We start from the raw sequence: 20,911 nt of genomic DNA, 5'->3' as shown, positions 1-20,911 counted from the left end.
CGATTGATCCGCGGATGGGATCGGATCGGATCCGTCGATCGGACCCGTCGATCGGACCCGTCGATCGGATCCGCCGATCGAGTACGCGAGAGGGGCAGAGGTGGCGCGACCGAAGACCGCACGGCTGAGCCGCGAGATCATCGGGCGGGCGGCGATCGAGCTGGCCGAGTCCGGACGCGAGCTGCAGCTCGTGCCGCTCGCACGGGAGCTCGGGGTGAGCGTGTCGTCGCTCTATCATCACGTCGACGGGCGCGATGGCGTGATCCGGGCGATGCGCGAGGTGCTCGTGCCGCAGTACCTCGCCGATGTGCCGCAGGGGTCGGGGTGGGAGGAGCGGATCCGCCTCGAGGTGGAGCGCACGTGGCGCATGTACGCCGGCCACCCGCGCGTGCTGCAGTACATGGTCACCTCGGTCATCGACGAGCCCGATGTGATGCGCTTCTACAACGCGCTGGCCGATGCGCTGGCCGAGGCCGGCCTCCCGGCGGGCGAGCTGCTGACGACGATCGAGGTGATCGATGCGTTCACGTTCGGGGCGGCGCTCGACACGCTCTCGCCCGACACGATCCTCGACCCGGCGAGCGCCGGCGACGTGCTCGGCGGGCTGCTCGCCGACCACCCGGTGGGCGCCGAGCGCAACCGGCGCCTCTTCGACCGCGGCCTCGATCTGCTGCTCGCCGGTATCGCGGCGCGCGTGGCGAAGGCGACGACGTAACCCAGCCGCCGCGCTGATTTCGCCCCGCCGATGCAGCGGGGTCACTTCAGGAGTGTGTTGCGCCCGGAGCATCCGCCGACACGCTCCCGAAGTGACCCCGCTCGCAACGTGCGCGCGCCGCGCGCCGCGCGCCGCTCGCAAGGAGGTCGGCGAGTCGTGCGCCGATTTGTGCCTGATCAGTCACAGTGTGTATGGTGAGTCACGGGGGCAGTGTCGACGAAAGGTCCCCGTGCATCCCGCGCAATCGAAGCAGCCCGGCCTGCTGGCGAGCCTGGAACGCGCCGCGCAGCGCGACCGCGCCTCGGCCGTCAGGTACCCCATTCCTCCCGTGCTGTACGTTCCGGTGCGCGAGAGCGCCGCGGGCAGGATCGCCGAAGTGCGACCGACCCGCGAGGGGCGCCGGGCGCTGCTCGCGTACAGTGCGCTCGACCGACTGCTCGCGCACTGCGGAGACGCCCAGCCGTGGGTGCTCGTGCGCCTCGCCGATCTGGAAGTGATCATGGCCGAGCAGCCGTTCGATCTGGTCGCCTTCGACTCGGAGATTCCCGTGGGCTTCAGCGAGAACGGTCGACTGGTATGACGCAGATCTCCGTCGAGCAAGACGCCGTCGAATCCCTCCTCGGGAAGTACCGCTCGTTCATCGACGACGTGGATGCTGCGCTGGCGGCCTTTCCGGGAGTGGTCGACGGTGGCCTCGCATCGGAGAAGATCGGGATCATCGTCGAGAACGTCGTGCACCTCGGCACACTCGCAACGGTGGTCGAGGAGGCCCTGTGCCGGGCGACGTCGGAAGTCGTCGTGGCGCTGCTCGACAATGATCAGGACGCCGCCGACGTGTTCGCCGGGCTCGAGGGATACGGATCGCTATGACCGACCGCATCGACCTGCGCATTCCGGGTGACCCCTCGGCGATGTACGCGATGGGCGCGTGGCTCGACAGGCAGTTGGGGGCGGCTATCGACGACATGATCGGCCAGCTGAAGCGCGTGCAGAGCGACGTGCAGTACAGCTGGGAGGGCGAGTCGATGGAGGCGTTTCACACGACCGCGTCGGTGCACGCGATGGAACTCAGCGAGTTGCCGAGATTTCTGAAGCGTGTTCGAGAGACGCTCGAAGCTTTCGCGGACCGGCTCACGCGCGGGCGCGGGCACTTCGCCGGCTACGCTGAGGAGGCTGCGGCCGCGGGAATGGCGGTGGACGGCGCCGAGTACATCTCACCCCCCGAGCCGCCGCTCGATGTCGCTTCGACGGGATCGCTCACCCCCGCGGCCGAGCGCGAAGCGGCGAGCGCGCGACGCGCCTACGAGAGTGCCGCACTGCTCTTCGAGGAGATACGCGGCTTGGTCGACGACTGGAATGCCGACACGGTCGCATGGATCGACACGAACTTCGATCCGCTCATCGAACAGCTCGATTCCTTCGACAGAATTCGTGGGCTCGCCGACTATCTCGAACTGAACGGGTTCACGTTCGTGGGTGCATTGCTCATCATTGCGGAGGAGCATGCTCGTGCGAGGCTCGGGGACTTCCGCGACCGACAGACACTGCTGCAAGAGGAACATGTCGAGCAGCGGAGCAAGCTGCGTTCCGGCAACCCCGCACGCCGCGCGGAGGGGCAGGAGTATGAGAAGAACCGGCAGGATGCGAACCGGAAGGAGTTTGAGCGAGCGGCCCTGCACGTGAGTTGGCTCGACCCGACCGTGAAGGTGCTGGGGGCCGCAGGCCCTGTCAACGATCTCATCGAAGCCGGTGTCGACCTGTCGAGCGGGAGGTCGCCTTCGTCCGTCGCCGTCGATTTGGCGGGCGGGGCCGCCGGAGCCGCGACGGGGGCGAGAGTCGGGGCGGAGACAGGGCTGAAGCTTGCGCCGATGATAGGCCCGGTGAAAGCTGCCGTCGGCTCCGCATTCTTGAGCGCCGGAGGAGCGATTCTCGGAGGAATCGGGGGTAGCGGCGTGGTCTCGGGCGCGTGGGAGACAGGGGTGCCGCTGAAAGTTCGAGATGCCATTGACGAAGGCCTGCGGTATCGATTCACCGGCGAGTATCGGTTGGTGCGGCAGATTCTGCAAGACGAAGCGCAGGCTTCTCGATGATCATCGATCGATTCCGCCTTCCCATCGTTGGAGATCCGCCGCCGCTGAAACCCGAATCCCGTTCGCCGACGGTTCGAATTCTCGGCGCGTGTGCAGTGGGCATCTTGGGCGGAGTTCTCAGTATCGCCCTCATCGTCGGAGGTCAGCTGACGCCGAAACTCCTCTTCATGGGGACGGTGTACGGAGTGATCGCATATTTCTGCTGGGGCCGGGTCATGATGGCAGTGTGGCCATCGAAGCGGACCATGTATCTCCCCGGCAGTGTGAGCTACGAGCAGCAGTCCGGTCGGTTGAGAATGCGCACACCGCTCGCGGCGAAGACAACGTTCGTCGCCTTCTGGGCGTTGGGGTTGATCGGATCGGGCGCGAGCTCGACGGTCGCGTTGTGTTGGAGCGTCGCCGAGGCTACCGGATGGGAGAAGAGCTGGATTCGTATGGGGCTGGTGAGCCTGTTTCTTCCGTTGGGGATAGGCATCCTGATCTCGACGTTCTGGCGCGTGCGCACTACATGCGGGGTCTCGCTGGCGCCTACGAGCATTTGCGGGCAGGCAGAGGGGATGCGCTTGGAGGAAGTGCCCTGGGAGTCTCTCCGAGCGGCATCGGTGGGTGAAACGCCGGCGACGAAGTTCACGCCCCTGTTCACGTCGCTCAGGCTGACAACGGATCGCGGAGCGTTCCACGCGAGCTCTGCGGCACTCGGCTCCGACCCGCACAGTGTGCGGTGCGTCATCGAGTTCTTCCAGCAGCACCCCGAGCACCGAAACGCGCTGGAGGATCCACGCGCGGCGCTCGAACTGGTGCGGAATGCGATGCTGTCCGGGTGGCGCGGAACGGAGGCTGCCGCATGACCGTCGACCGATTCCTCCTGACGACGGCCGAGCGCCCGCCCTCGTCTCCGCAAGGCACGTTTCGTCGAGTGATCTGCGCGCTGGGCTTGGCGGCGGCGATCGCGCTGACCCTGTGGTACCGCGTGGAGGTGCTCGACGATTTCGTGCCCTGGCCCAGCGACATCTGGGAGCACGTGGTCAACCTGTCGATCGTCTACTTCTGCGTGCTCGCGCTCATCGCAGTACTGCGGCCCCGATGGCGTACGGACCCCGAACCCGGCGCGGTGAGTTACGAGCGGCGTTCGGGAGGCCTGACGATCCGCACTCCCGTCGCCTCGACGACGTGGTTGCTGGCGGCAGCCGCACTCGGCCTCATCGGCCTGGGCGCGTGCGCGCTGGGCATGCTGATCTGGTCTCGGCCTCCTGCGGTATGGCTCTGGGACTGGGGGCTGACCCTCATTGCCGTGGGCGTCGCGTGCTTGCCCGCCGGGATCGACCTCGCGATCAGGACGATCGCATACGCGATCACCGCCCGGGGGGTCACGCTGACGTCGACGCACATCAGCGCGCAGGCGGAGGGAAGTCGTCTCACGGAGGTGCCGTGGGAGGAACTCAGGTCGGTCACGGCTCCCCACGTCGCAGCGACGAAGCTCTCATCTGCGGGCGCATTCCTCATGCTCGCGACGGACTGGGAGGTGTTCACCGCGACAAGCGCGGCCTTCGACTCCGACGTGCGCAGCGTGCAGCAGATCATCGAGTTCTACCGCCAGCACCCCGAGCACCGAGGGGCGCTGGCGGATCCGCGCACGGCACTCGAGCTGGTTCAGCGCACGCCGACGACCCCTTCGTCGGGTGGCGATGCGAGCTCGCGGTAGGCCCCGCGGAAGAAGAGCAGCGGTGGGCGCCGCCGGTCGGTCGAGATCCCGGCGACTGCGACGAGGAGGATGAGGTGGTCGCCCGCTTCGATCTCCTGCACGATCTCGCCGGCGACCCAGCCGGTCACGTCGTCGAGCGTCGGCGCGCCGTTGACCTCGGACGGGCTCCACGTCACGCCGGCCCACTTGTCGGTTCCCGAGCGCGCGAACTGGCCGCTGAGCGCCTGCTGCGGTGCGCTCAGAAAGTTCACGACGACCCGACCGTGCGCGCGCAGGGCGGCGAGACTCTTCGAGGTGCGGGAGATCGAGAACGAGATGAGCGGCGGGTCGACGGAGATGCTCGTGAACGACTGGCAGGTAAATCCGACCGGCCCATCGGGCCCGTGCGTCGTGATGATGGTGATGCCCGAGGCGAACCCGCCCATCGCGTCGCGGAATTCGCGCTGATCGAACGCCGCGGGCTGCGCCGCGGGCTGCGCGGCGGACGCGGCGGGAGCCGAGGCTGCGGTCGGGGCGCCGGCGAATGCGAGAGCGCCGGCGCTCATGCGTGCACCTGCAGTCGCGCCTCGGCCGGGCGCAGGAGGCCGCCCTCGGCGGCGACCCACGCGTCGAGCAGCTCGTCGCGCCGGTCGAATCGCGGGGTGGAGAAGGCGACGCCGCGGGTGGGCACGCTCGCTCCGAGCTCGACGAGGAGCGGGCGCAGCGTGAACTCGACGGCGAGGGCGTGCTCGTCGGAGGCGGTGGTGAAGAGGGGGATCGCGGTCACGCCCTGGAGCCCGCCCGCGGGGTACCGGTCGAGGAACGCCTTCAGCAGGCCCGTGTAGCTGGCCTTGTAGGTGGGCGTCGCGATGATCGCGTAGTCGGAGTCGCGCAGCTGCGCGCTCCACGCGTCGACGTGGGGCGCCGGCCACGCGAAGAGCTCGTCGGCGTGGTCGACGAGGTCGATGGTGGGCAGCAGTTCGGCGCCTGTGCGCTCGGCGATGCGCGCTGCGAGGGCCTCGGCGATCAGGCGCGTGCGTGAGCGGGGTTTCGGGTTTCCGATGATGACGGAGAGTGTGGACATGACGTTCCCTTCTCGGCGGTCGGTCGTGATCCACGGTGTGGTGTCGCGGAGGCGCCCGTGATCTCATCCCGGAGCGTGGTGCTCAGTGTAGGGCGCGCGTTCCGGCGTTCGGCGGGCTGCGCGCAACAGTCCGTAACGGTCATCGTTCGTCATCTTTCTTCCGGGATCGAGATTCTGCGCCATAAGCTCACCGCATGTCTTCCATAACCGTACCGAAACAGACTGCTCCGCCGTTCACCGTCGGCATCGCCCTCGACGGCGCCGGCTGGCACCCGAGCGCCTGGCGCGACGATGCAGCGCGCCCCGCCGATCTGTTCTCCCCCGAGTACTGGTCGGAGCTCGTCGACACCGCCGAGCGCGGGGGCGCCGACTACGTCACCTTCGAGGACGCGCTGCGGCTGCAGGGTGCCCCGGAACCGGGCCCCGACGCCCCGGCGGGATCGCGCACCCTCGATCCCGCACGCGTCGAGGGCCGTCTCGACGCGCTGCTCACCGCCAGCTGGCTCGCCCCCCGCACCCGCAGCATCGGGCTCATCCCGACGGTCACGACGACGCACACCGAGCCGTTCCACGTCGCGACCGCGCTGCAGACGCTCGACCACGTCTCGGGCGGGCGGGCCGGCTGGCAGCTGCGCTTCTCCGCCGACCGGGCCTCGGCCGATGCGTTCGGGCGGCGCCCCGCACCCGAGCTCGACATCGAGCGCGTGTTCGCCGGCGAGCCGGAGGCGGGGCTCGACGCCCTCGTCGCCGACGCCGCCGACGCCGCCGAGGTCGCGCGGCGGCTCTGGGACAGCTGGGAGGACGACGCGATCATCCGCGACCTCGAGACCGGCCGCTTCCTCGACCGCGACCGCGTGCACCACATCGACTTCGAGGGAGACGGGTTCTCCGTCATCGGCCCGTCGATCGTGCCGCGCTCGCCGCAGGGGCAGATCGTCGTCACCCTGCTCGCACACGCGGCCCCGATCTTCGACCTCGCCGCGCGCACCGCCGACGTCGTATTCATCACCCCCGAGAACGAGGCGCCCGCAGCCGGAGCCTCCCGCGGCAAGACCGCGGCCGACCTCATCGCCGAGGTGCGCGAGGCCGAAGCCGGCGTCGATCGTGCCGCCCTCGGCCTGCACCCGCTCCGCATCGTCGCCGACCTCGTCGTCGCGCTCGACACCGACGCGGAGGGCGGCGCGGATCGCGTGGCGCGGCTCGACCGACTCGCGGGGGTCGCCGCCGCGGGCGACGCGCGCGTCGAGGCGGGGCCCGCCGAGCGCATCGCCGACCGGATCGCCGCGTGGCGCGACGCGGGCGTCGACGGCGTGCGCCTGCGCCCCGCCGTGCTGCCGCTCGACCTGAGCCTCATCGCCTCCGAGCTGCTGCCGCTGCTGCGCGCACGCGGGCTCGCGAACCCCGCCGCCTCCGAGCCGACCCCGCTGCGCGAGCGCTTCGGCCTCGGCCTCGCACCCAACCGATACGCCACCCGGCGCGCACCTCAGGAGGTCTCCGCATGACTCAGCGACAGGCGCGACTCGTCGCCCACTTCCCCGGCGTCAACAGCACCACGGTCTGGAGCGACCCCGATTCGGGCAGCCAGATCGACTTCGCGTCGTTCGCCCATTTCGCCCGCACCGCGGAGCGCGGGCTGTTCGACTACGTCTTCCTCGCCGAGGGCCTCCGCCTGCGCGAGCACGGCGGGCAGATCCACGATCTCGACGTCGCCGGGCGGCCGGCCACGCTCGCGATCCTCGCCGCGATGGCGTCGGTCACGCAGCACATCGGCGTCGTCGGCACGCTCTCCAGCACCTTCAACGAGCCGTACGAGCTCGCGCGCCAGCTCGCCACCATCGACACGCTCTCGGGCGGCCGGGTCGGATGGAACGTGGTGACCTCGCCAGACGCCTTCCACGGCGCCAACTTCCGCCGCGGCGGGTTCCTGCCGTACGAGGATCGGTACACGCGCGCCGAGGAGTTCGTGGCCCTCGCGAAACGCCTCTGGGATTCGTGGGAGACGGGCGCGGTGCTCGCCGACCGCGACTCGGGGCGCTTCATCGACGAGCAGCTCGTGCACCCCGTCGTGCACACCGGCCCGCAATTCGACGTGCGCGCGACCGGGTCCCTCCCGCGGAGCCCGCAGGGGTACCCGGTCATCGTGCAGGCCGGCGACTCGCCGGCGGGGCGCGACTTCGCCGCCGCCAACGCCGAGATCATCTTCTCCCGCCACGCCGACTTCGCGGCGGGGCAGCAGTTCTACCGCGACGTCAAGGGGCGCCTGCCCGCGGCGGGGCGCACCGAGGAGTCGCTGCTGATCCTCCCCGCCGCCACCTTCGTGATCGGCGACACCGACGCCGACGCGGCGGAGGCCTCACGGGCGATCGGCTTCGCGCAGACCACCCCGCAGACCGCGGTGGCGTGGGTGGAGGCGATCTGGGGTCGCGAGCTGCCGGGGCTCGACCCCGACGGGCCGCTGCCCGTGACCGAGCCGGGAGCGGGCGAGCAGCGTCTCGGCCAGGTCTCGACGCGGGTCGAGGATCGCGTCGCGCGGGCCGCGCAGCTGCGGGCGCGCGCCGCCGCGGAGGGGCTGACCGTGCGGCAGCTGGTGGCCGCCGAGACGGCGTCGCACACCTTCGTCGGCTCGCCCGAGACCATCGCTGCCGAGATCGACCGCCATGTGCAGGGCCGCGCCTCCGACGGGTTCGTGCTGGTGCCGCACCTCACGCCCGGCGGGCTCGATCCCTTCGTGGATCGCGTCGTGCCGCTGCTGCAGGAGCGCGGTGTGCTCCGCGAGCGGTACGAGACGGATCCCGAGACCGGATCCCCCGTCACCCTGCGCCGCACGCTCGGCCTGCCGCAGCCGCCCCGCCCCGCGCGCGACGCCGCGAAGCGGGAGGCGGCGGCGTGACCGCGACGGCGCCGCTCACGGCGGAGGCAGAGCGCGAGGCGGAGGCAGAGCGCGAGGCGGTCACTGCGGCGGCGCACCCCGAGGCCGCATCGCTCGCCGTGCGCATCGTGCATCCCGACGACGCCCTGGCGCGGCCCCTGCTCGCCGATCTCGAGCGCGAGTACGACGCCCGGTACGGCGTCGAGGTGTTCGGCGAGGCGGCCGCGGTCGAGTTGAACCGGTATCCGGTCGAGTCGTTCGTCGCCCCCACCGGCGCCTTCCTCGTGATGCTGCTCGACGGCGCACCTGTCTCGGGCGGGGCGTTCATGCGGTACGACGACCGCACGGCCGAGTTCAAGCGGGTGTGGACCCGCGCCGACCTGCGGGGCCGCGGCCTCGCACGGCGCGTGCTGAGCGCCCTCGAGCGGGAGGCGGCGCGGCTGGGCTACGAGCGCGTGTACCTCACGACCGGGCCGCGCCAGCCTGAGGCCGTCGCGCTGTACCTGCGCGCCGGTTACGCTCCGCTGTTCGACCCGCGACGCGACGCCGCCGACATCGGCATCCACGCGTTCGAGAAGCCGCTGCCGCCGGCGGCGGCGGATCCCGATCGCGCAGCCCCGGATTCCGATCGCGCAGCCCCCGACCCGGATCGCGCAGCCCCCCTCGATCTCACGCCGACCGCCCCGCAGGAGGACCGACCATGACGACCACGCTCGACGCCCCGCAGACCGAGGTGGTGAACCGCGCCGCCCGGCCGAAGACCCTCGACATCGTGCCGCTGCGCCACTGGTGGCGGTGGGCGTTCAGCGCCGTCGCCGTCTTCCTGCTCGCGCAGCTCATCTGGACCTTCTTCTCCAACCCCCAGTGGCGCTGGAACGTGTTCGCCGAGTACTTCTTCAACGAAGCCGTGCTGCGCGGGCTCTGGCTCACCCTCTGGCTCACCGGCATCTCCGCCGTCATCGGGTTCGCGCTCGGCGGCATCCTCGCCGTCGCCCGGCTCTCGGGCTCGGCGCTGCTCAGCTCGTTCGCCTGGGGGTTCATCTGGTTCTTCCGCTCCGTGCCGCTCGTGGTGCAGCTCGTCATCTGGTACAACCTCGGGTATCTGTTCCCGACGCTGGGCATCGGGTGGCCCTTCACCTACGACTTCTTCGTCGTCGAGTTCGACACGGTGCGGCTGCTCTCGGGGTCCGTCGCCGCCATCCTCGGTCTCTCGCTGCACCAGGCCGCCTACTCGGCCGAGATCATCCGCGGCGGGCTCCTCTCCGTCGACCAGGGGCAGCTCGAAGCCGCACGCGCGCTCGGCATTCCGCGGGGGCGGCGCTTCTTCCGCATCGTGCTGCCGCAGGCGGCGCGCGCGATCCTGCCCAACGCGTTCAACGAGGTCATCGGGCTCCTCAAGGGCACCTCGGTGGTCTTCGTCGTCGCCCTGCCCGAGCTCTTCTACACCGTGCAGGTGATCTACAACCGCAACCAGCAGGTGGTGCCGCTGCTGCTGGTCGCCGCGGTCTGGTACACGATCTTCACGACGGTGCTCAGCATCGCGCAGTACTACATCGAGCGCCGCTTCTCGCGGGGCACCGCCCGCGAACTTCCCCCCACGCCGCTGCAGCGCGTGCGTCGCCGGATCACGGCGCTCGCGGGCGACGCCCGACGCGGGCCCCGTTCGGGCCGTGAGCGGTCGCCGCGCGGCGACCGCACGGGTGCGGCGACCGGCCCAGTATCCGCCCATTCCGTCGCGGCGATCACCGCGCACGCCCAATAGGAGCATCGCATGTCCACCCTCACCGCAACCGCCGCCCCCCGCGAGACCCGCGCGAACGACCGCGCCGGGCTCGTCGAGATCGACGGCGTGCACAAGTCGTACGGTGCGCACGAGGTGCTGCACGGCATCTCGCTGCGCGTCGAGCCCGGGCAGGTGGTGAGCCTGCTCGGCCCCTCCGGCTCGGGCAAGTCGACCCTTCTGCGCGCCATCAACCACCTCGAGACCATCGACGGCGGCTCCATCACCATCGACGGCGAGTACATCGGGTACGAGCGCCGCGGCGACGCGCTGCACGAGCTCCCCGAGAAGGAGGTGCTGGCGCGGCGCACGCGCGTCGGCATGGTCTTCCAGAACTTCAACCTGTTCCCCCATCTCACCGCGCTCGAGAACATCATCGAGGCGCCCATCGGGCTGAAGCGAGCGCGTCGCAGCGAGGCGGTGGCGCAGGCCCGGGTGCTGCTCGAACGCGTCGGGCTGGCGGATCGCGAGAGCCACTACCCGCGCCAGCTCTCGGGCGGCCAGCAGCAGCGCGTGGCGATCGCGCGCGCCCTCGCGCTCGAACCCGACGTGCTGCTGTTCGACGAGCCCACCAGCGCGCTCGACCCGGAGCTCGTGGGGGAGGTGCTGCGGGTGATCCGCGACCTCGCCCACGGCGGCACCACGCTCATCATCGTCACGCACGAGATCGGGTTCGCCGCCGAGGTCTCCGACCACGTCGTCTTCCTCGACGCCGGCCGGGTCGTCGAAGCGGGCTCCCCGCAGCAGGTGCTGCGGGCGCCCGAGCAGGCCCGCACCCAGGAGTTCCTCGACTGGGTCATCTGACGCGGGCGCCCACGGCCCCGCGCGGCACCCCTGCCCTCCGCTCTCCCCCCTCTTCTCCCACTGCATCAGAAACCACCACCCGAAGGACGTCACCCATGCCCACCATCAGCCCCCGCATCCGCACCGGCGCCGCACTCCTCACCCTGACCGCGTTCGCGCTCGGCGGGCTCACCGCCTGCAGCGCGGTCGTCACCGAGGATCAGGCGAACGCCGAACCCGGCGCCACGGCCGGCGCCGACAGCACCGGCTCGCCCTTCGACCTCACGAGCGCGAACGCCGAGGAGCGCCTGCACATCGACCCCGTTCCCGAGGCGGTCGAGGCGCTCGAGCAGAGCGGCTTCGATCCCGTGCAGGAGGGCAAGCTCACCGTCGCGCACTCCGCGTACGAGGCGCCGCTCGGCTTCCTGGCCGAAGACGACAACGCGACCCTGCTCGGCATCGAGCCCGACATCGCGAACCTCGTCGCCGACGGCCTCGGTCTCGAGTACGCCCCCGAGAACGTCGCCTGGGCCGACTGGCCGCTCGGCGTCGAGTCGGGCAAGTACGACGTCGTGGTCTCGAACGTCACCGTCACCGAGGAGCGCAAGGATCTCTTCGACTTCGCGACGCACCGCAACGACGTGCTCGCGTTCTCGGTCGCCGCCGACAGCGAGATCGACGCCATCGACGGGCCCGAGGACGTCGCCGGCCTCACCGTCGTCGTCGGGAGCGGCACCAATCAGGAGAAGATCCTGCTCGACTGGTTCGCCGAGAACGAGCGGAACGGACTCGAGCCGGGCGAGGCGGTGTACTACGACGACAACGCCGCAGGTCAGCTGGCGCTCGTCTCGGGCCGCGTCGACGCCATCTTCGGGCCGAACCCCACCGCATCGTACGTCGCCGCCGTGAGCGGCGAGTCGAAGGTCGTCGGCACCCTCAACGGCGGCTACCCCGAGAACGCGCAGATCGGCGTCACCACGGCGAAGGGCAACGGCCTCATCGACCCGGTCGCGATCGTGCTCAACTCCATCATCGAAGACGGCACCTACGCGGAGGCGCTCGCGCGCTGGGATCTCGAAGACGAGGCGGTCGCCGAATCGCTCGTCAACCCGGCCGGCCTGCCCCGCCCGTAGCGCACGCCCCGCCGGCATCGGCTGCGCGCGCCGACGTCGGCCGCGCGCGCCGATGCGGCCGGGAGCGCACGCCCCGCACCGCACACCTCAGCCGCGCCGCATCGCGCGGCGCACCACTGGAGAACTCATGACCCACGCACCTTCCGCCACGCCCGAGTCGGGAGCCCGCTCCCCGCGCCGCCGCCTCGCCGCACTCGGCCTCCTCGCCGCATCGGCGCTCGCGCTCACCGCCTGCTCGGCGGTGATCAGCGACGACGAGCGATCCGGATCCGGGGCCGCCCCCGAGGGCGCCGGCCCCGCGACGGCCGAGGCCGCGTTCGATCTCACGACCGCGAACCTCGACACCCGCCCGCACATCGAGGCGATCCCCGAGGCCGTCGAGGCGCTCGAGGCGAGCGGGTTCGAGCCGGTGCAGCCCGGGCGGCTCACCGTGGCGATCCTCGGCGCCGGCGCACCGCCCACGTCGTTCTTCGCCGAGGACGACGCCCAGACGATCATCGGCAGCGATGCCGACTTCGCGTCGCTCATCTCCGAGGGGCTCGGGCTCGAGTACGCCCCCGAGAACGTCGCCTGGGCCGACTGGCCGCTCGGCGTCGAATCGGGCAAGTACGACCTCGCGCTCATCAACATCGGGGTCACCGAGGAGCGCAAGGAGCTCTTCGACTTCGCCACGTACCGCGATGCCGTGATGGCGTTCAGCGTCGCCGCGGGCTCCGAGATCTCGGAGATCGCGGAGCCCGCAGACGTCTCGGGCCTGCGAGTGATCGTCGGCAGCGGCACCAACCAGGAGCAGTACCTGCTCGACTGGTTCGCGCAGAACGACGCGGCCGGCATCGACGCGGGCGAGCCCGTCTACTACGACGACTCGGCAGCCGGGCTGCTCGCGCTCACCTCGGGGCGGGCCGACGCGAGCATCGAGCCGTACGCGCTCGCCGCGTTCCGGGAGCAGACGCTCGGCGAGACCCGCATCGTCGGCAAGTTCAACAGCGCCTACCCCGTCGACGGCCAGATCGGTGCAGTCACGGCGAAAGGCAACGGTCTCGTCGAACCCGTGCAGCTCGTGATCGCGTCGCTCATGGAGAACGGGCAGTACGACGCCGTGCTCGAACGGTGGGGGCAGACCGAAGAGGCCGTGCCCGAGTCGCTCATCAACCCGCCCGGGCTGCCGAAGCCATGAGCCCGTCGCAGCGATCCGACGCCGCAGCCGTCTCCGTCGTGTGCATCGGGGCCGGGCCCGCAGCGATCATGATGCTCGAACGCCTGGCGGCGAACCACGCGCACCGCGACCCCGAGCAGCGGATCGACGTGCGCCTCGTCGATCCGCATCGCCCCGGCGGCGGCCGCATCTGGCGGCGAGATCAGTCGCCCCTGCTGAAGCTGAACTCGATGCTCGAAGACGTCGCCTGCTTCACCGACGCATCGAGCAGCATCGACGGCCCTGTCGCGCCGGGCCCCTCGCTCGCCGAGTGGGTGCGCGCCGTGCGCGCGGGGAGCATCGCGGCGCCAGACTGGGCCGACCCCGCGCTCGAAAAAGAGATCGCGGAGATCGGCGACCGCGACTTCCCCACCCGCCGCCTCAACCACGCCTACCTCTCGTGGGTGTTCGCCGAGACGGTGCGGCGCGCCTCGGATCGGGTAGCGGTCGAGTGGGTGCCCGACACCGCCGTCGCGGTCGAGCCGGCCGGGCCCGCGCCCGGGTTGCGCGATGATGCGGCGGAGCGCGACGGCGGAGCGGAGCGCGGCGGCGGGGCGAAGCGCGGCGGCGGGGCGGAGCGGCAGATCGTGCGGCTGGCCTCGGGAGGCGCGCTCGCCGCCGACATCGTGATCCTCGCGCTCGGGCACAACGGCACTGATCCGTCTGACGAATCCGTGCGGCTCGCCGACTTCGCAGACGAACACGGTCTCGAGTACGTCGCCCCGGCGTTCACCGCCGACCTCGACCTCGACCACCTGCCCGCCGGTTCCGATGCGATCGTGCGCGGCCTGGGGCTTGCGGCGATCGACCTGGTCGTGATGCTCACGGGCGGCCGGGGCGGTCGATTCGAGACGCGAGCCGACGGCTCGCTGCGCTACCTGCCCAGCGGGCGCGAGCCCGTGCTGCACCTCGGCTCTCGCCGCGGCGTGCCCTACCGCTCCAAGGTCACGAGCCGAGTGCAGGGCGATCCGGTCGGGCTCGCCTACCTGGGAGCATCCTTCCGGGAGGCGACGGCCGCCCGAACCGAGCCCCTCGACTTCGTTCGCGATGCCTGGCCGCTGGTCGCGGCAGACCTGCTCACCGGCTACTACCGGGAGCTGTTCACCGGGCACCCGACGCGGGTATCCGCTTCGTGGAAGCGGTTCGAACCCCGGTTGCGCGCGGTGCTGGCGCGGCCGGGCGGGTTCGCATCGCCCGAGCTCGCCGAACTGGTGCGGGCGCACGTGCCCGATCCCGACGATCGCCTCGACCTCGCCGCCTTCGACCGGCCGCTCGCATTCCCGCCCGAGGGGTCGGAAGCGGGCACCGTGAGCGCGAGCGCCAATGCGGCCGATGCGGTGCAGCAGCGGGTGCTCGCGCACATCGCCGCCGACCTGCGGCTGCGCTCGCGGCCCGAGCACAGCGCGACGCAGGCGCTCTTCATGACCGGGCTGTACGCCTTCCTCGCCCTTGCCGAGGTACCGCCCGAGCGGTGGAACGCTCGCAGCCGCACGCGCGACCTCCCGGGGCGCTGGTTCGCGTACTTCAGCTACCTCGCAAGCGGCCCGCCCGGGCACCGCCTCGACGAGCTGATCGCGCTTGCGGAGGCGGGCGTCGTGCGGTTTCTCGGTGCGGATGTGCGGGTCGAAGCCGACGCCGAGCGCGGCGTGTTCACGGCGACCGGGTCTGCGGTGGTGCGCGGGGCGGGGGAGGGCGAGCCCGTCGCTGCGACCGCCGCAGTCAGCGCGCGTACGCTCATCGACGCGTGGCTGCCCGAGGCACGGGCGTCGCGGAGTGACAATCCGCTGCTGCGTCAGCTCGTCGCGTCGGGGCAGCTGCGAGAGCTCGCCGTCGTCGACGAGACCGGAGCCGAGGGCACGGGCCTGATCGAGGTCGGGCCGGGCGGGCGCGTGCCGGGATCCTCCCTCCAGTTCGCCCTCGGGCCGTTCGTCGCGGGCCTCACCGGGGGCGCGTTCACGCGGCCGGGCATCGACGCGCTGCCGTTCCGCGTGCACGACCGGGTCGCCCGAGCGGTGCTCGACGCGGTGACGGAGGTCGCCGCCGCGCGCACGCCCGCCTCGCGCCCCGCCGCCGCGCCGCACCCGCACCTGCCGCACCCGCCCCATCCCCACCCGCCCCATCCCCACCCGCCCCATCCCAACCCGCCCCATCCTGCAGCGGGGTCACTTGCGGAGCGTGTCGCGCGCCGAACGCCGGTCGACACCCTCCGCAACTGACCCCGCTCGCGCGGGGCGCGGCGGCGCGCGGGAGCGCGGCGGCGCGCGGGCGCGAGGGCGCGCGGGCGGGGCAGCGCGGCGCGGACCGCGGGCGGGCCGCGGCGAGATCGCCGACCCCGCTCGCGCGGGGGCGGGGGTTGCGACGAGAATGAGGAGATGGCACTCGATCACCCCGGCACGCTGAGCGGCCGACTCGTCACCCTCGAACCGCTCGACCTTGCCCATCTGGAGGGGCTCGCCGACGCCTCGCGCGACGGGGAGCTCTGGAGGCTCTGGTACACGGCGATCCCGGCGCCCGACGAGATGGAGGCCGAGATCCGGCGCCGTCTGCGCCTGCAGCAGGAGGGCTCGATGCTGCCGTTCACCGCGCGCCGCACCGACACCGGGGTGATCATCGGCATGACGACGTTCATGAACATCGACCCGATCACGCCGCGGGTCGAGATCGGCTCCACCTGGAACGCCGCCAGCGCGCACGGCACCGGCACGAACGCCGAGTCGAAGCTGCTGATGCTGCGGCACGCCTTCGAGGTGTGGGGGTGCCCGGCCGTCGAGTTCCGCACCGACCACAACAACCACCAGTCGCGTGCGGCGATCGCGCGGCTCGGAGCGAAGCAGGATGGCATTCTGCGCGGGCACCTGCGGCCCGCGGCCGGGTACCTGCGCGACACCGTCGTGTTCTCGATCACCGCACCGGAGTGGCCCGGGGTGCGGCTCGGGCTCGAGCACCGCCTCGCGCGACGGCTCGCGGGCTGACGCGCGGTACGCGGCGGGCGGGCCGGGCGCGTGGCGGCCCGCGACGTCGCGGGCGGCGAGCGCCGCGAGCACCGTCAGGCGCGCGGCGGTCCCACGGCGACGACGACGAGTGCCGCGATCGCGTGATCGTCGAGCGGTGAGCGGCTGAGGGCGCGCAGCAGCAGCGCGCCGACCAGCGCTTCCGAGATGTCGTCGATCGGCGCGCCCTCGGGCAGATGCGGTTCGCTGCCGATGGCCGCGGCGAGCCGGGTGGAGAGCGCTCCGGAGCCCGAGCCGGCGATCGCGTCGCGCAGGCGCTGACCGACATCGGCGTTGTCGGTCGCCGCGGCGATGAGCGAGCGCACCAGCCCCTCGCCCTGCGGGCTCAGCAGCACGTCGCCGACGGCCCGCAGCCATGTCGTGAGGTCGCGTCGCACGTCGCCCGTGTCGGGCACTTCGAGCCGCTCGCCGAGGATCATGCCTTCGAGCAGGGCCTCGGCGATGATCGCGCTCTTCGACTTCCACCAGCGGTAGATGGTCTGCTTGCCGACGCCGGCGCGGGAGGCGATGCCCTCGATGGCGAGATGGTCGTACCCGCGCTCGGCGAGCATCTCGATGGCCGCCTGCAGGATCGCCTGGCGTGCAGCCTCGCTGCGCACGGGGCCGCTCCGCGATGACACTGCCACGGGATCTCCATTCAGTAAAGACGAGACGGTCCGTGTTATCTTATCCCCTGCTGGTCGACGACGATGGCGGCCTCGCGACGCGGCCGCCGCGCAGAATGGGAGATGGCATGGCCGAGTTGCTGCACCGACTGGGAACCTTCGCGGCGAAGCGCGCCTGGACGGTGATTCTCGCGTGGATCGTCATCCTCGGCATCGCCGTCGGCGGCTTCCTCGTCGGGTTCAAGGGGCTGAGCTCGAGCTTCGACGTGCCCGGCACCGCCTCGGGCGACGTGCTCGAAGAGCTCGAAGCGTCGCTCCCCGACTTCAGCGGGGCATCGGGCACGGTCGTCTTCCACTCCGAGGACGGGGCGCCGCTCACCGAGGCCCAGCGATCCGACATCTCAGACCTCGCCGAGAGCGCGAAGGATCTGCCCGACGTCGCCGACGTGATCGACCCCTTCGATGCGCAGCAGCAGCTCGCAGACCAGCAGCAGCAGATCGTCGACGGCCGGCAGCAGATCGAGGACGGGCGCGCGCAGGCCGAGGCGGGCCAGCAGCAGCTCGACGCCGCGAGGGATCGGATCGCCGAGGGTCAGGCGCAGCTCGACGCAGCAGGCGCGCAGCTCGCCGCAGTGGAGATGCCCGAGGAGATGCGCGCTCCCCAGCTCGCCGCGCTCGAAGAGCAGCAGCGGCAGCTCGACGCCGGGGGCGCCGAACTCGACGCGCAGCAGGAGCAGCTCGACGCGGGCATCGCCGAACTCGACGCGAACCAGGAGAAGCTCGAGCAGGGCGCCGAGCTCGCCTCGTACGCCGAGGGCATCGGCGTCGTCTCCGCAGACGGGGCGACCGCGCTCGTCAACGTCTCCTTCACCGAACCGCGCCTCGACCTGTCGCAGGAGACCAAGGACGCCGTCGTCGAGCACTTCGAGAGCACCCCCATCGACGGCGTGCAGACGGCCATCTCGACCGACATCTCGCAGGGCGTTCCCGAGATCCTGGGCGTCGGCGAAGCGGTCGGCGTCGTCATCGCCGCGATCGTGCTCATCGTCGTGCTCGGGTCGATCCTCGCCGCCGCGTTCCCCATCGTCACGGCACTCGTCGGGGTCGGGATCGGGGCCATGGCGACGCTCGCCTTCTCCGGTGTCACGCAGATGGCCTCCGTCACGCCCATCCTTGGCGTGATGCTCGGACTCGCAGTCGGCATCGACTACTCCCTCTTCATCCTGTACCGCCACCGCAAGCAGATGCTGCAGGGCGCCGGCGTCGTCGAATCGATCGGCCTCGCGAACGGCACCGCGGGCAACGCCGTCGTGTTCGCGGGCGCGACCGTGATCGTCGCCCTGCTCGCGCTGAACATCACCGGCATCCCGTTCCTCGGGCTCATGGGCACCGCCGGAGCCGTCAGCGTCGCCGTCGCCGTGCTCATCGCGATCTCGCTCACCCCCGCGCTGCTCGGGCTCGCCGGCACGCGGCTGCTCGGCAAGAAGGCGCGGGCGCGGGCAGCGCTCGCCGCCGACCGCGAGCCCGGTGCGGCGCCCGCCGAGGGCCGCAGCGTGAAGCCCATGACGAACCTGCGCGCCATCGTCACCGCGGTCGTCGCGACCGTCGTGCTGCTCGTCATCGCGATCCCGTCGATGTCGATGCGCCTCGGGCTGCCCGACGGCGGCTCCGAGGCGGAGGGGTCCACCGCGTACGAGGCGTATACCCTCACGAACGAGGCCTTCGGCGAGGGTGCGAACGGGCCGCTGCTCATCACCGCCGACCTGCCCGAGGGGCTCGACGACGACGGCGTGCTCGACGCGCAGCTCACCGTCGCGCGCGAGCTGGCGTCGATGGACGACATCACCGCGGCCGCCCCGGTCGCCGTCTCCGACGACCACCGCCTCACCGCCTTCCAGGTGGTTCCCGCCGAGGGCCCGAACAGCGTGTCGACGGAGAACCTCGTGCGCGATCTGCGCGAGCTGCCGCCCATCGACGGCGACATCGCGCTGGGCGTGGCGGGGCAGGCCGCCATCAACATCGACATCTCCGAGGGCCTGCAGGAGGTGCTCCCGCTGTACCTCGTCGTGGTTGTCGGGCTCTCCTTCCTCATCATGGTGATGGTCTTCCGCTCCCTGCTCGTGCCGCTCATCGCGACCGGAGGCTTCGTGCTGTCGCTCTTCGCGACCTACGGCGCCGTCACCGCGGTGTTCCAGTGGGGGTGGCTCGCCGACTGGCTCGGCGTGCACAACCCGGGGCCGATCCTGAGCTTCCTGCCGGTGATCCTCGTCGGCATCCTCTTCGGTCTCGCGATGGACTACCAGCTCTTCCTCGCGACCGGCATGCGCGAGGCGTACGCGCACGGTGCACCGGCGAAGCTCGCCGTGGCGCAGGGGTTCCGTGCCGGGCGCACCGTCGTGATCGCGGCGGCGATCATCATGGTCTCCGTCTTCGGCGGGTTCATCGCGTCCGATTCGGTGATGATCAAGTCGATGGGCTTCGGTCTCGCGCTCGGCGTGCTGCTCGACGCGATCGTCGTGCGCATGCTGCTCGTGCCCGCCGTGATGCACCTCGTCGGCCGCGGGGCGTGGTGGCTGCCGAAGTGGCTCGACCGCATCATCCCGAACGTCGACGTCGAGGGATCGGCGCTGGAGCGCCGCCACCCCGTCCACCACTAGGGCCCCCCGGAGCGGGGCGGGCGGGGCGGGGCTGCGGCTCCGCTCCGCCCGCCCCGCTCCGCTCTTTGCGCGGCGCCCTGCGAGCGGGGTCACTTTCGGAGTGTGTTCACCCTCACATCGGCGCAACACGCTCCCGAAGTGACCCCGCTGATGCGGAAAGAGGGCGAGCTCAGCGAAGTCGCGAACGCGCCGACTGAATCGCTCGAGCGAGCGTCGTGAAGAAGCTGCGGGGATCATCGACGTCGGAATCCAGCGCCTGCAGCACCGTCCAGCCCGCTTCGATCATGCTGCGGCGCCGCTGCACGTCGAAACGCGCTTGCTCGGCGCTCGTGAAGTGGTAGCGCCCCTCGTACTCGATCGCGATGCGCAGCTCGGGGTAGCCGAGATCGGCGTGGAAGATGCGGCGGGCGGTCGGGACCGGGCAGTTCACCGTCGGCTCGGCGAATCCTGCGTTGATCAGCGCCACCCGGAGGTGACTCTCCGGTGGAGAATCCACGGGAGCCCGTATGAGCGCCAGCGCTCGAGTCCTCAACGGTGCCCCAAGAGTCGTGCGGTGCCGATCATGAGCCCCGCGAAGGTCTTCGATGGTGCAGAGCGGGGTCGTGCGGGCGCCGCCGGATCCGGGAATGCGTTCGCCCGAGGTGAGGAAGTCGCCGGCTGCGACGAGTTCAGGAAGGGTGGTGATGGCACCCAGCTGGCACCAGACGTCGCCGGCCGATGGAATGGTGAGTCCGGCCCTCTCGGTCCACTGCAGTACCCCGCTTTTCACACGGTGGCCGGCGATACGGCGGTGTCGGGGAGCGCGTTGGGGTGAGAACGATGCGACGTCGACGAGCCCCTGCGGGTGCGGGGAGCACGGGATTCCGTGAAGAACCGCTGCAGACCGGCGGGAGAGGAAGAACTCCTGCTTCAGCGTCATCCCGATCGCGATGCAACGATCGCGGTAGCTGAAGTCGTCGAAGGCGAGATCGGGATGCAGCAGGAGGCCGCGTCCCACCCGTCGGATGTCCTTGGCCCCGAGCCGCTTCGGATGAACACCGGCCTGAATGAGCTCTGCGGTTCGGTACGCCTGTGGGGGTGCGTGAATCGTGCGCCGAATTGACATGCAGCGAGTATCGCGGGTGCGCCGACGCGACCGAGGGCGTTCGCGGAGAACCGTGGATGCATGGCCGACACTGCACTCGGAAGTGCTCTGTGGACGAAGATCCCAGCCCGATCCCTCCACCACACCACGCCCCCCCTGGCAGCGGGGTCGCTTCGGGAGGGTGTCGAAGCGATTCGTCTCCCCAACACACTCCGCAAGTGACC

Annotated in this window: 20 protein-coding genes; 16 read left to right on the top strand and 4 right to left on the bottom strand. The window is 71.1% G+C overall.

The genetic code is table 11. The annotated features are described in order from the left end of the window. Positions 1–100 precede the first annotated feature (100 nt). The 6 genes from BLT44_RS02400 to BLT44_RS02375 all read left to right on the top strand — a co-directional run bounded on the left by BLT44_RS02400 (position 101) and on the right by BLT44_RS02375 (position 4,507). Complete coding sequence (locus BLT44_RS02400) at positions 101–715, top strand: TetR/AcrR family transcriptional regulator C-terminal domain-containing protein (RefSeq protein WP_010155747.1); 615 nt, start codon at positions 101–103, stop codon at positions 713–715. A 229-nt stretch (positions 716–944) separates the two neighbouring features. Continuing rightward, positions 945–1,295 carry an SAV_915 family protein gene (locus BLT44_RS02395; RefSeq protein ID WP_010155748.1) on the top strand — a complete coding sequence of 117 codons (351 nt, stop codon included), beginning with the start codon at positions 945–947 and terminating at the stop codon, positions 1,293–1,295. Further along, complete coding sequence (locus tag BLT44_RS02390; RefSeq protein ID WP_010155749.1) at positions 1,292–1,585, top strand: hypothetical protein; 294 nt, start codon at positions 1,292–1,294, stop codon at positions 1,583–1,585. Before BLT44_RS02395 ends, BLT44_RS02390 begins: the two co-directional genes overlap by 4 nt. Then, positions 1,582–2,805 carry a hypothetical protein gene (locus BLT44_RS02385; protein ID WP_010155750.1) on the top strand — a complete coding sequence of 408 codons (1,224 nt, stop codon included), beginning with the start codon at positions 1,582–1,584 and terminating at the stop codon, positions 2,803–2,805. The genes BLT44_RS02390 and BLT44_RS02385 overlap by 4 nt, the downstream gene beginning before the upstream one ends. After that, positions 2,802–3,653: a hypothetical protein gene (locus BLT44_RS02380; RefSeq protein WP_143025951.1), complete on the top strand. Its 852-nt coding sequence runs from the start codon at positions 2,802–2,804 to the stop codon at positions 3,651–3,653. Before BLT44_RS02385 ends, BLT44_RS02380 begins: the two co-directional genes overlap by 4 nt. Then, positions 3,650–4,507, top strand: coding sequence for a hypothetical protein (locus BLT44_RS02375; RefSeq protein WP_010155752.1), 858 nt, complete (start codon positions 3,650–3,652; stop codon positions 4,505–4,507). The genes BLT44_RS02380 and BLT44_RS02375 overlap by 4 nt, the downstream gene beginning before the upstream one ends. Here the strand turns inward: BLT44_RS02375 and BLT44_RS02370 are convergent. Then, positions 4,456–5,052, bottom strand: a complete 597-nt coding sequence (locus tag BLT44_RS02370; protein WP_010155754.1) for a flavin reductase family protein — start codon at positions 5,050–5,052, stop codon at positions 4,456–4,458. The genes BLT44_RS02375 and BLT44_RS02370 overlap by 52 nt on opposite strands. Next, complete coding sequence (locus tag BLT44_RS02365) at positions 5,049–5,570, bottom strand: NADPH-dependent FMN reductase (RefSeq protein WP_010155756.1); 522 nt, start codon at positions 5,568–5,570, stop codon at positions 5,049–5,051. The genes BLT44_RS02370 and BLT44_RS02365 overlap by 4 nt, the downstream gene beginning before the upstream one ends. Positions 5,571–5,764: 194 nt before the next feature. Between BLT44_RS02365 and BLT44_RS02360 the strand changes: the two genes are divergently transcribed. The 9 genes from BLT44_RS02360 to BLT44_RS02320 all read left to right on the top strand — a co-directional run bounded on the left by BLT44_RS02360 (position 5,765) and on the right by BLT44_RS02320 (position 16,302). Then, the gene (locus tag BLT44_RS02360) at positions 5,765–7,072 is read left to right on the top strand and encodes an LLM class flavin-dependent oxidoreductase (RefSeq protein WP_074689882.1); all 1,308 of its coding nucleotides are present in this window, start codon (positions 5,765–5,767) and stop codon (positions 7,070–7,072) included. Beyond that, complete coding sequence (locus BLT44_RS02355; RefSeq protein ID WP_074689880.1) at positions 7,069–8,460, top strand: NtaA/DmoA family FMN-dependent monooxygenase; 1,392 nt, start codon at positions 7,069–7,071, stop codon at positions 8,458–8,460. Before BLT44_RS02360 ends, BLT44_RS02355 begins: the two co-directional genes overlap by 4 nt. Further along, complete coding sequence (locus BLT44_RS02350) at positions 8,457–9,143, top strand: GNAT family N-acetyltransferase (protein WP_244887461.1); 687 nt, start codon at positions 8,457–8,459, stop codon at positions 9,141–9,143. Before BLT44_RS02355 ends, BLT44_RS02350 begins: the two co-directional genes overlap by 4 nt. Beyond that, positions 9,140–10,201 carry an amino acid ABC transporter permease gene (locus BLT44_RS02345; RefSeq protein ID WP_010155760.1) on the top strand — a complete coding sequence of 354 codons (1,062 nt, stop codon included), beginning with the start codon at positions 9,140–9,142 and terminating at the stop codon, positions 10,199–10,201. The genes BLT44_RS02350 and BLT44_RS02345 overlap by 4 nt, the downstream gene beginning before the upstream one ends. 9 nt (positions 10,202–10,210) lie before the next feature. Then, positions 10,211–11,023 (top strand): amino acid ABC transporter ATP-binding protein, encoded by an 813-nt coding sequence (locus BLT44_RS02340; RefSeq protein ID WP_010155761.1) that lies wholly within the window; start codon positions 10,211–10,213, stop codon positions 11,021–11,023. 95 nt (positions 11,024–11,118) lie between these two features. Further along, positions 11,119–12,135 (top strand): ABC transporter substrate-binding protein, encoded by a 1,017-nt coding sequence (locus tag BLT44_RS02335; RefSeq protein WP_010155762.1) that lies wholly within the window; start codon positions 11,119–11,121, stop codon positions 12,133–12,135. A 127-nt stretch (positions 12,136–12,262) separates the two neighbouring features. Continuing rightward, entirely contained in the window at positions 12,263–13,312 is a 1,050-nt protein-coding gene (locus BLT44_RS02330) for a transporter substrate-binding domain-containing protein (RefSeq protein ID WP_010157855.1), read from the top strand. Next, positions 13,309–15,546 (top strand): FAD/NAD(P)-binding protein, encoded by a 2,238-nt coding sequence (locus tag BLT44_RS02325; RefSeq protein WP_074689878.1) that lies wholly within the window; start codon positions 13,309–13,311, stop codon positions 15,544–15,546. Before BLT44_RS02330 ends, BLT44_RS02325 begins: the two co-directional genes overlap by 4 nt. 156 nt (positions 15,547–15,702) lie before the next feature. Beyond that, on the top strand, positions 15,703–16,302 hold the full coding sequence (locus BLT44_RS02320; protein WP_074689876.1) for a GNAT family N-acetyltransferase: 600 nt from the start codon (positions 15,703–15,705) through the stop codon (positions 16,300–16,302). A 74-nt stretch (positions 16,303–16,376) separates the two neighbouring features. Here the strand turns inward: BLT44_RS02320 and BLT44_RS02315 are convergent, their stop codons facing one another. Beyond that, on the bottom strand, positions 16,377–16,967 hold the full coding sequence (locus BLT44_RS02315; protein ID WP_010155763.1) for a TetR/AcrR family transcriptional regulator: 591 nt from the start codon (positions 16,965–16,967) through the stop codon (positions 16,377–16,379). A 107-nt stretch (positions 16,968–17,074) separates the two neighbouring features. Between BLT44_RS02315 and BLT44_RS02310 the strand changes: the two genes are divergently transcribed. Continuing rightward, on the top strand, positions 17,075–19,603 hold the full coding sequence (locus tag BLT44_RS02310; protein ID WP_010155764.1) for an MMPL family transporter: 2,529 nt from the start codon (positions 17,075–17,077) through the stop codon (positions 19,601–19,603). A gap of 169 nt (positions 19,604–19,772) precedes the next feature. Here BLT44_RS02310 and BLT44_RS15100 read toward each other — a convergent pair whose 3' ends face one another. Next, the gene (locus tag BLT44_RS15100) at positions 19,773–20,708 is read right to left on the bottom strand and encodes an endonuclease domain-containing protein (protein WP_176783261.1); all 936 of its coding nucleotides are present in this window, start codon (positions 20,706–20,708) and stop codon (positions 19,773–19,775) included. Positions 20,709–20,911: the final 203 nt, after the last annotated feature.

It is taken from the genome of Leucobacter chromiiresistens (assembly GCF_900102345.1).
In the GTDB taxonomy this organism is placed as follows: Bacteria; Actinomycetota; Actinomycetes; order Actinomycetales; family Microbacteriaceae; genus Leucobacter; species Leucobacter chromiiresistens.
The sequence above is the reverse complement of the archived record's forward strand: the minus strand, read 5'-3'. Positions and strand labels throughout refer to the sequence as shown.

Excerpts from the sequence above, each read along its gene's own strand:
- BLT44_RS02370 (WP_010155754.1), bottom strand. The coding sequence starts at position 5,052 with ATGAGCGCCGGCGCTCTCGCATTCGCCGGCGCCCCGACCGCAGCCTCG.
- BLT44_RS15100 (WP_176783261.1), bottom strand. The coding sequence starts at position 20,708 with ATGTCAATTCGGCGCACGATTCACGCACCCCCACAGGCGTACCGAACC.
- BLT44_RS02360 (WP_074689882.1), top strand. The coding sequence starts at position 5,765 with ATGTCTTCCATAACCGTACCGAAACAGACTGCTCCGCCGTTCACCGTC.
- BLT44_RS02365 (WP_010155756.1), bottom strand. The coding sequence starts at position 5,570 with ATGTCCACACTCTCCGTCATCATCGGAAACCCGAAACCCCGCTCACGC.
- BLT44_RS02355 (WP_074689880.1), top strand. The coding sequence starts at position 7,069 with ATGACTCAGCGACAGGCGCGACTCGTCGCCCACTTCCCCGGCGTCAAC.
- BLT44_RS02345 (WP_010155760.1), top strand. The coding sequence starts at position 9,140 with ATGACGACCACGCTCGACGCCCCGCAGACCGAGGTGGTGAACCGCGCC.
- BLT44_RS02335 (WP_010155762.1), top strand. The coding sequence starts at position 11,119 with ATGCCCACCATCAGCCCCCGCATCCGCACCGGCGCCGCACTCCTCACC.
- BLT44_RS02310 (WP_010155764.1), top strand. The coding sequence starts at position 17,075 with ATGGCCGAGTTGCTGCACCGACTGGGAACCTTCGCGGCGAAGCGCGCC.
- BLT44_RS02385 (WP_010155750.1), top strand. The coding sequence starts at position 1,582 with ATGACCGACCGCATCGACCTGCGCATTCCGGGTGACCCCTCGGCGATG.
- BLT44_RS02330 (WP_010157855.1), top strand. The coding sequence starts at position 12,263 with ATGACCCACGCACCTTCCGCCACGCCCGAGTCGGGAGCCCGCTCCCCG.
- BLT44_RS02325 (WP_074689878.1), top strand. The coding sequence starts at position 13,309 with ATGAGCCCGTCGCAGCGATCCGACGCCGCAGCCGTCTCCGTCGTGTGC.
- BLT44_RS02375 (WP_010155752.1), top strand. The coding sequence starts at position 3,650 with ATGACCGTCGACCGATTCCTCCTGACGACGGCCGAGCGCCCGCCCTCG.
- BLT44_RS02390 (WP_010155749.1), top strand. The coding sequence starts at position 1,292 with ATGACGCAGATCTCCGTCGAGCAAGACGCCGTCGAATCCCTCCTCGGG.
- BLT44_RS02340 (WP_010155761.1), top strand. The coding sequence starts at position 10,211 with ATGTCCACCCTCACCGCAACCGCCGCCCCCCGCGAGACCCGCGCGAAC.
- BLT44_RS02380 (WP_143025951.1), top strand. The coding sequence starts at position 2,802 with ATGATCATCGATCGATTCCGCCTTCCCATCGTTGGAGATCCGCCGCCG.
- BLT44_RS02320 (WP_074689876.1), top strand. The coding sequence starts at position 15,703 with ATGGCACTCGATCACCCCGGCACGCTGAGCGGCCGACTCGTCACCCTC.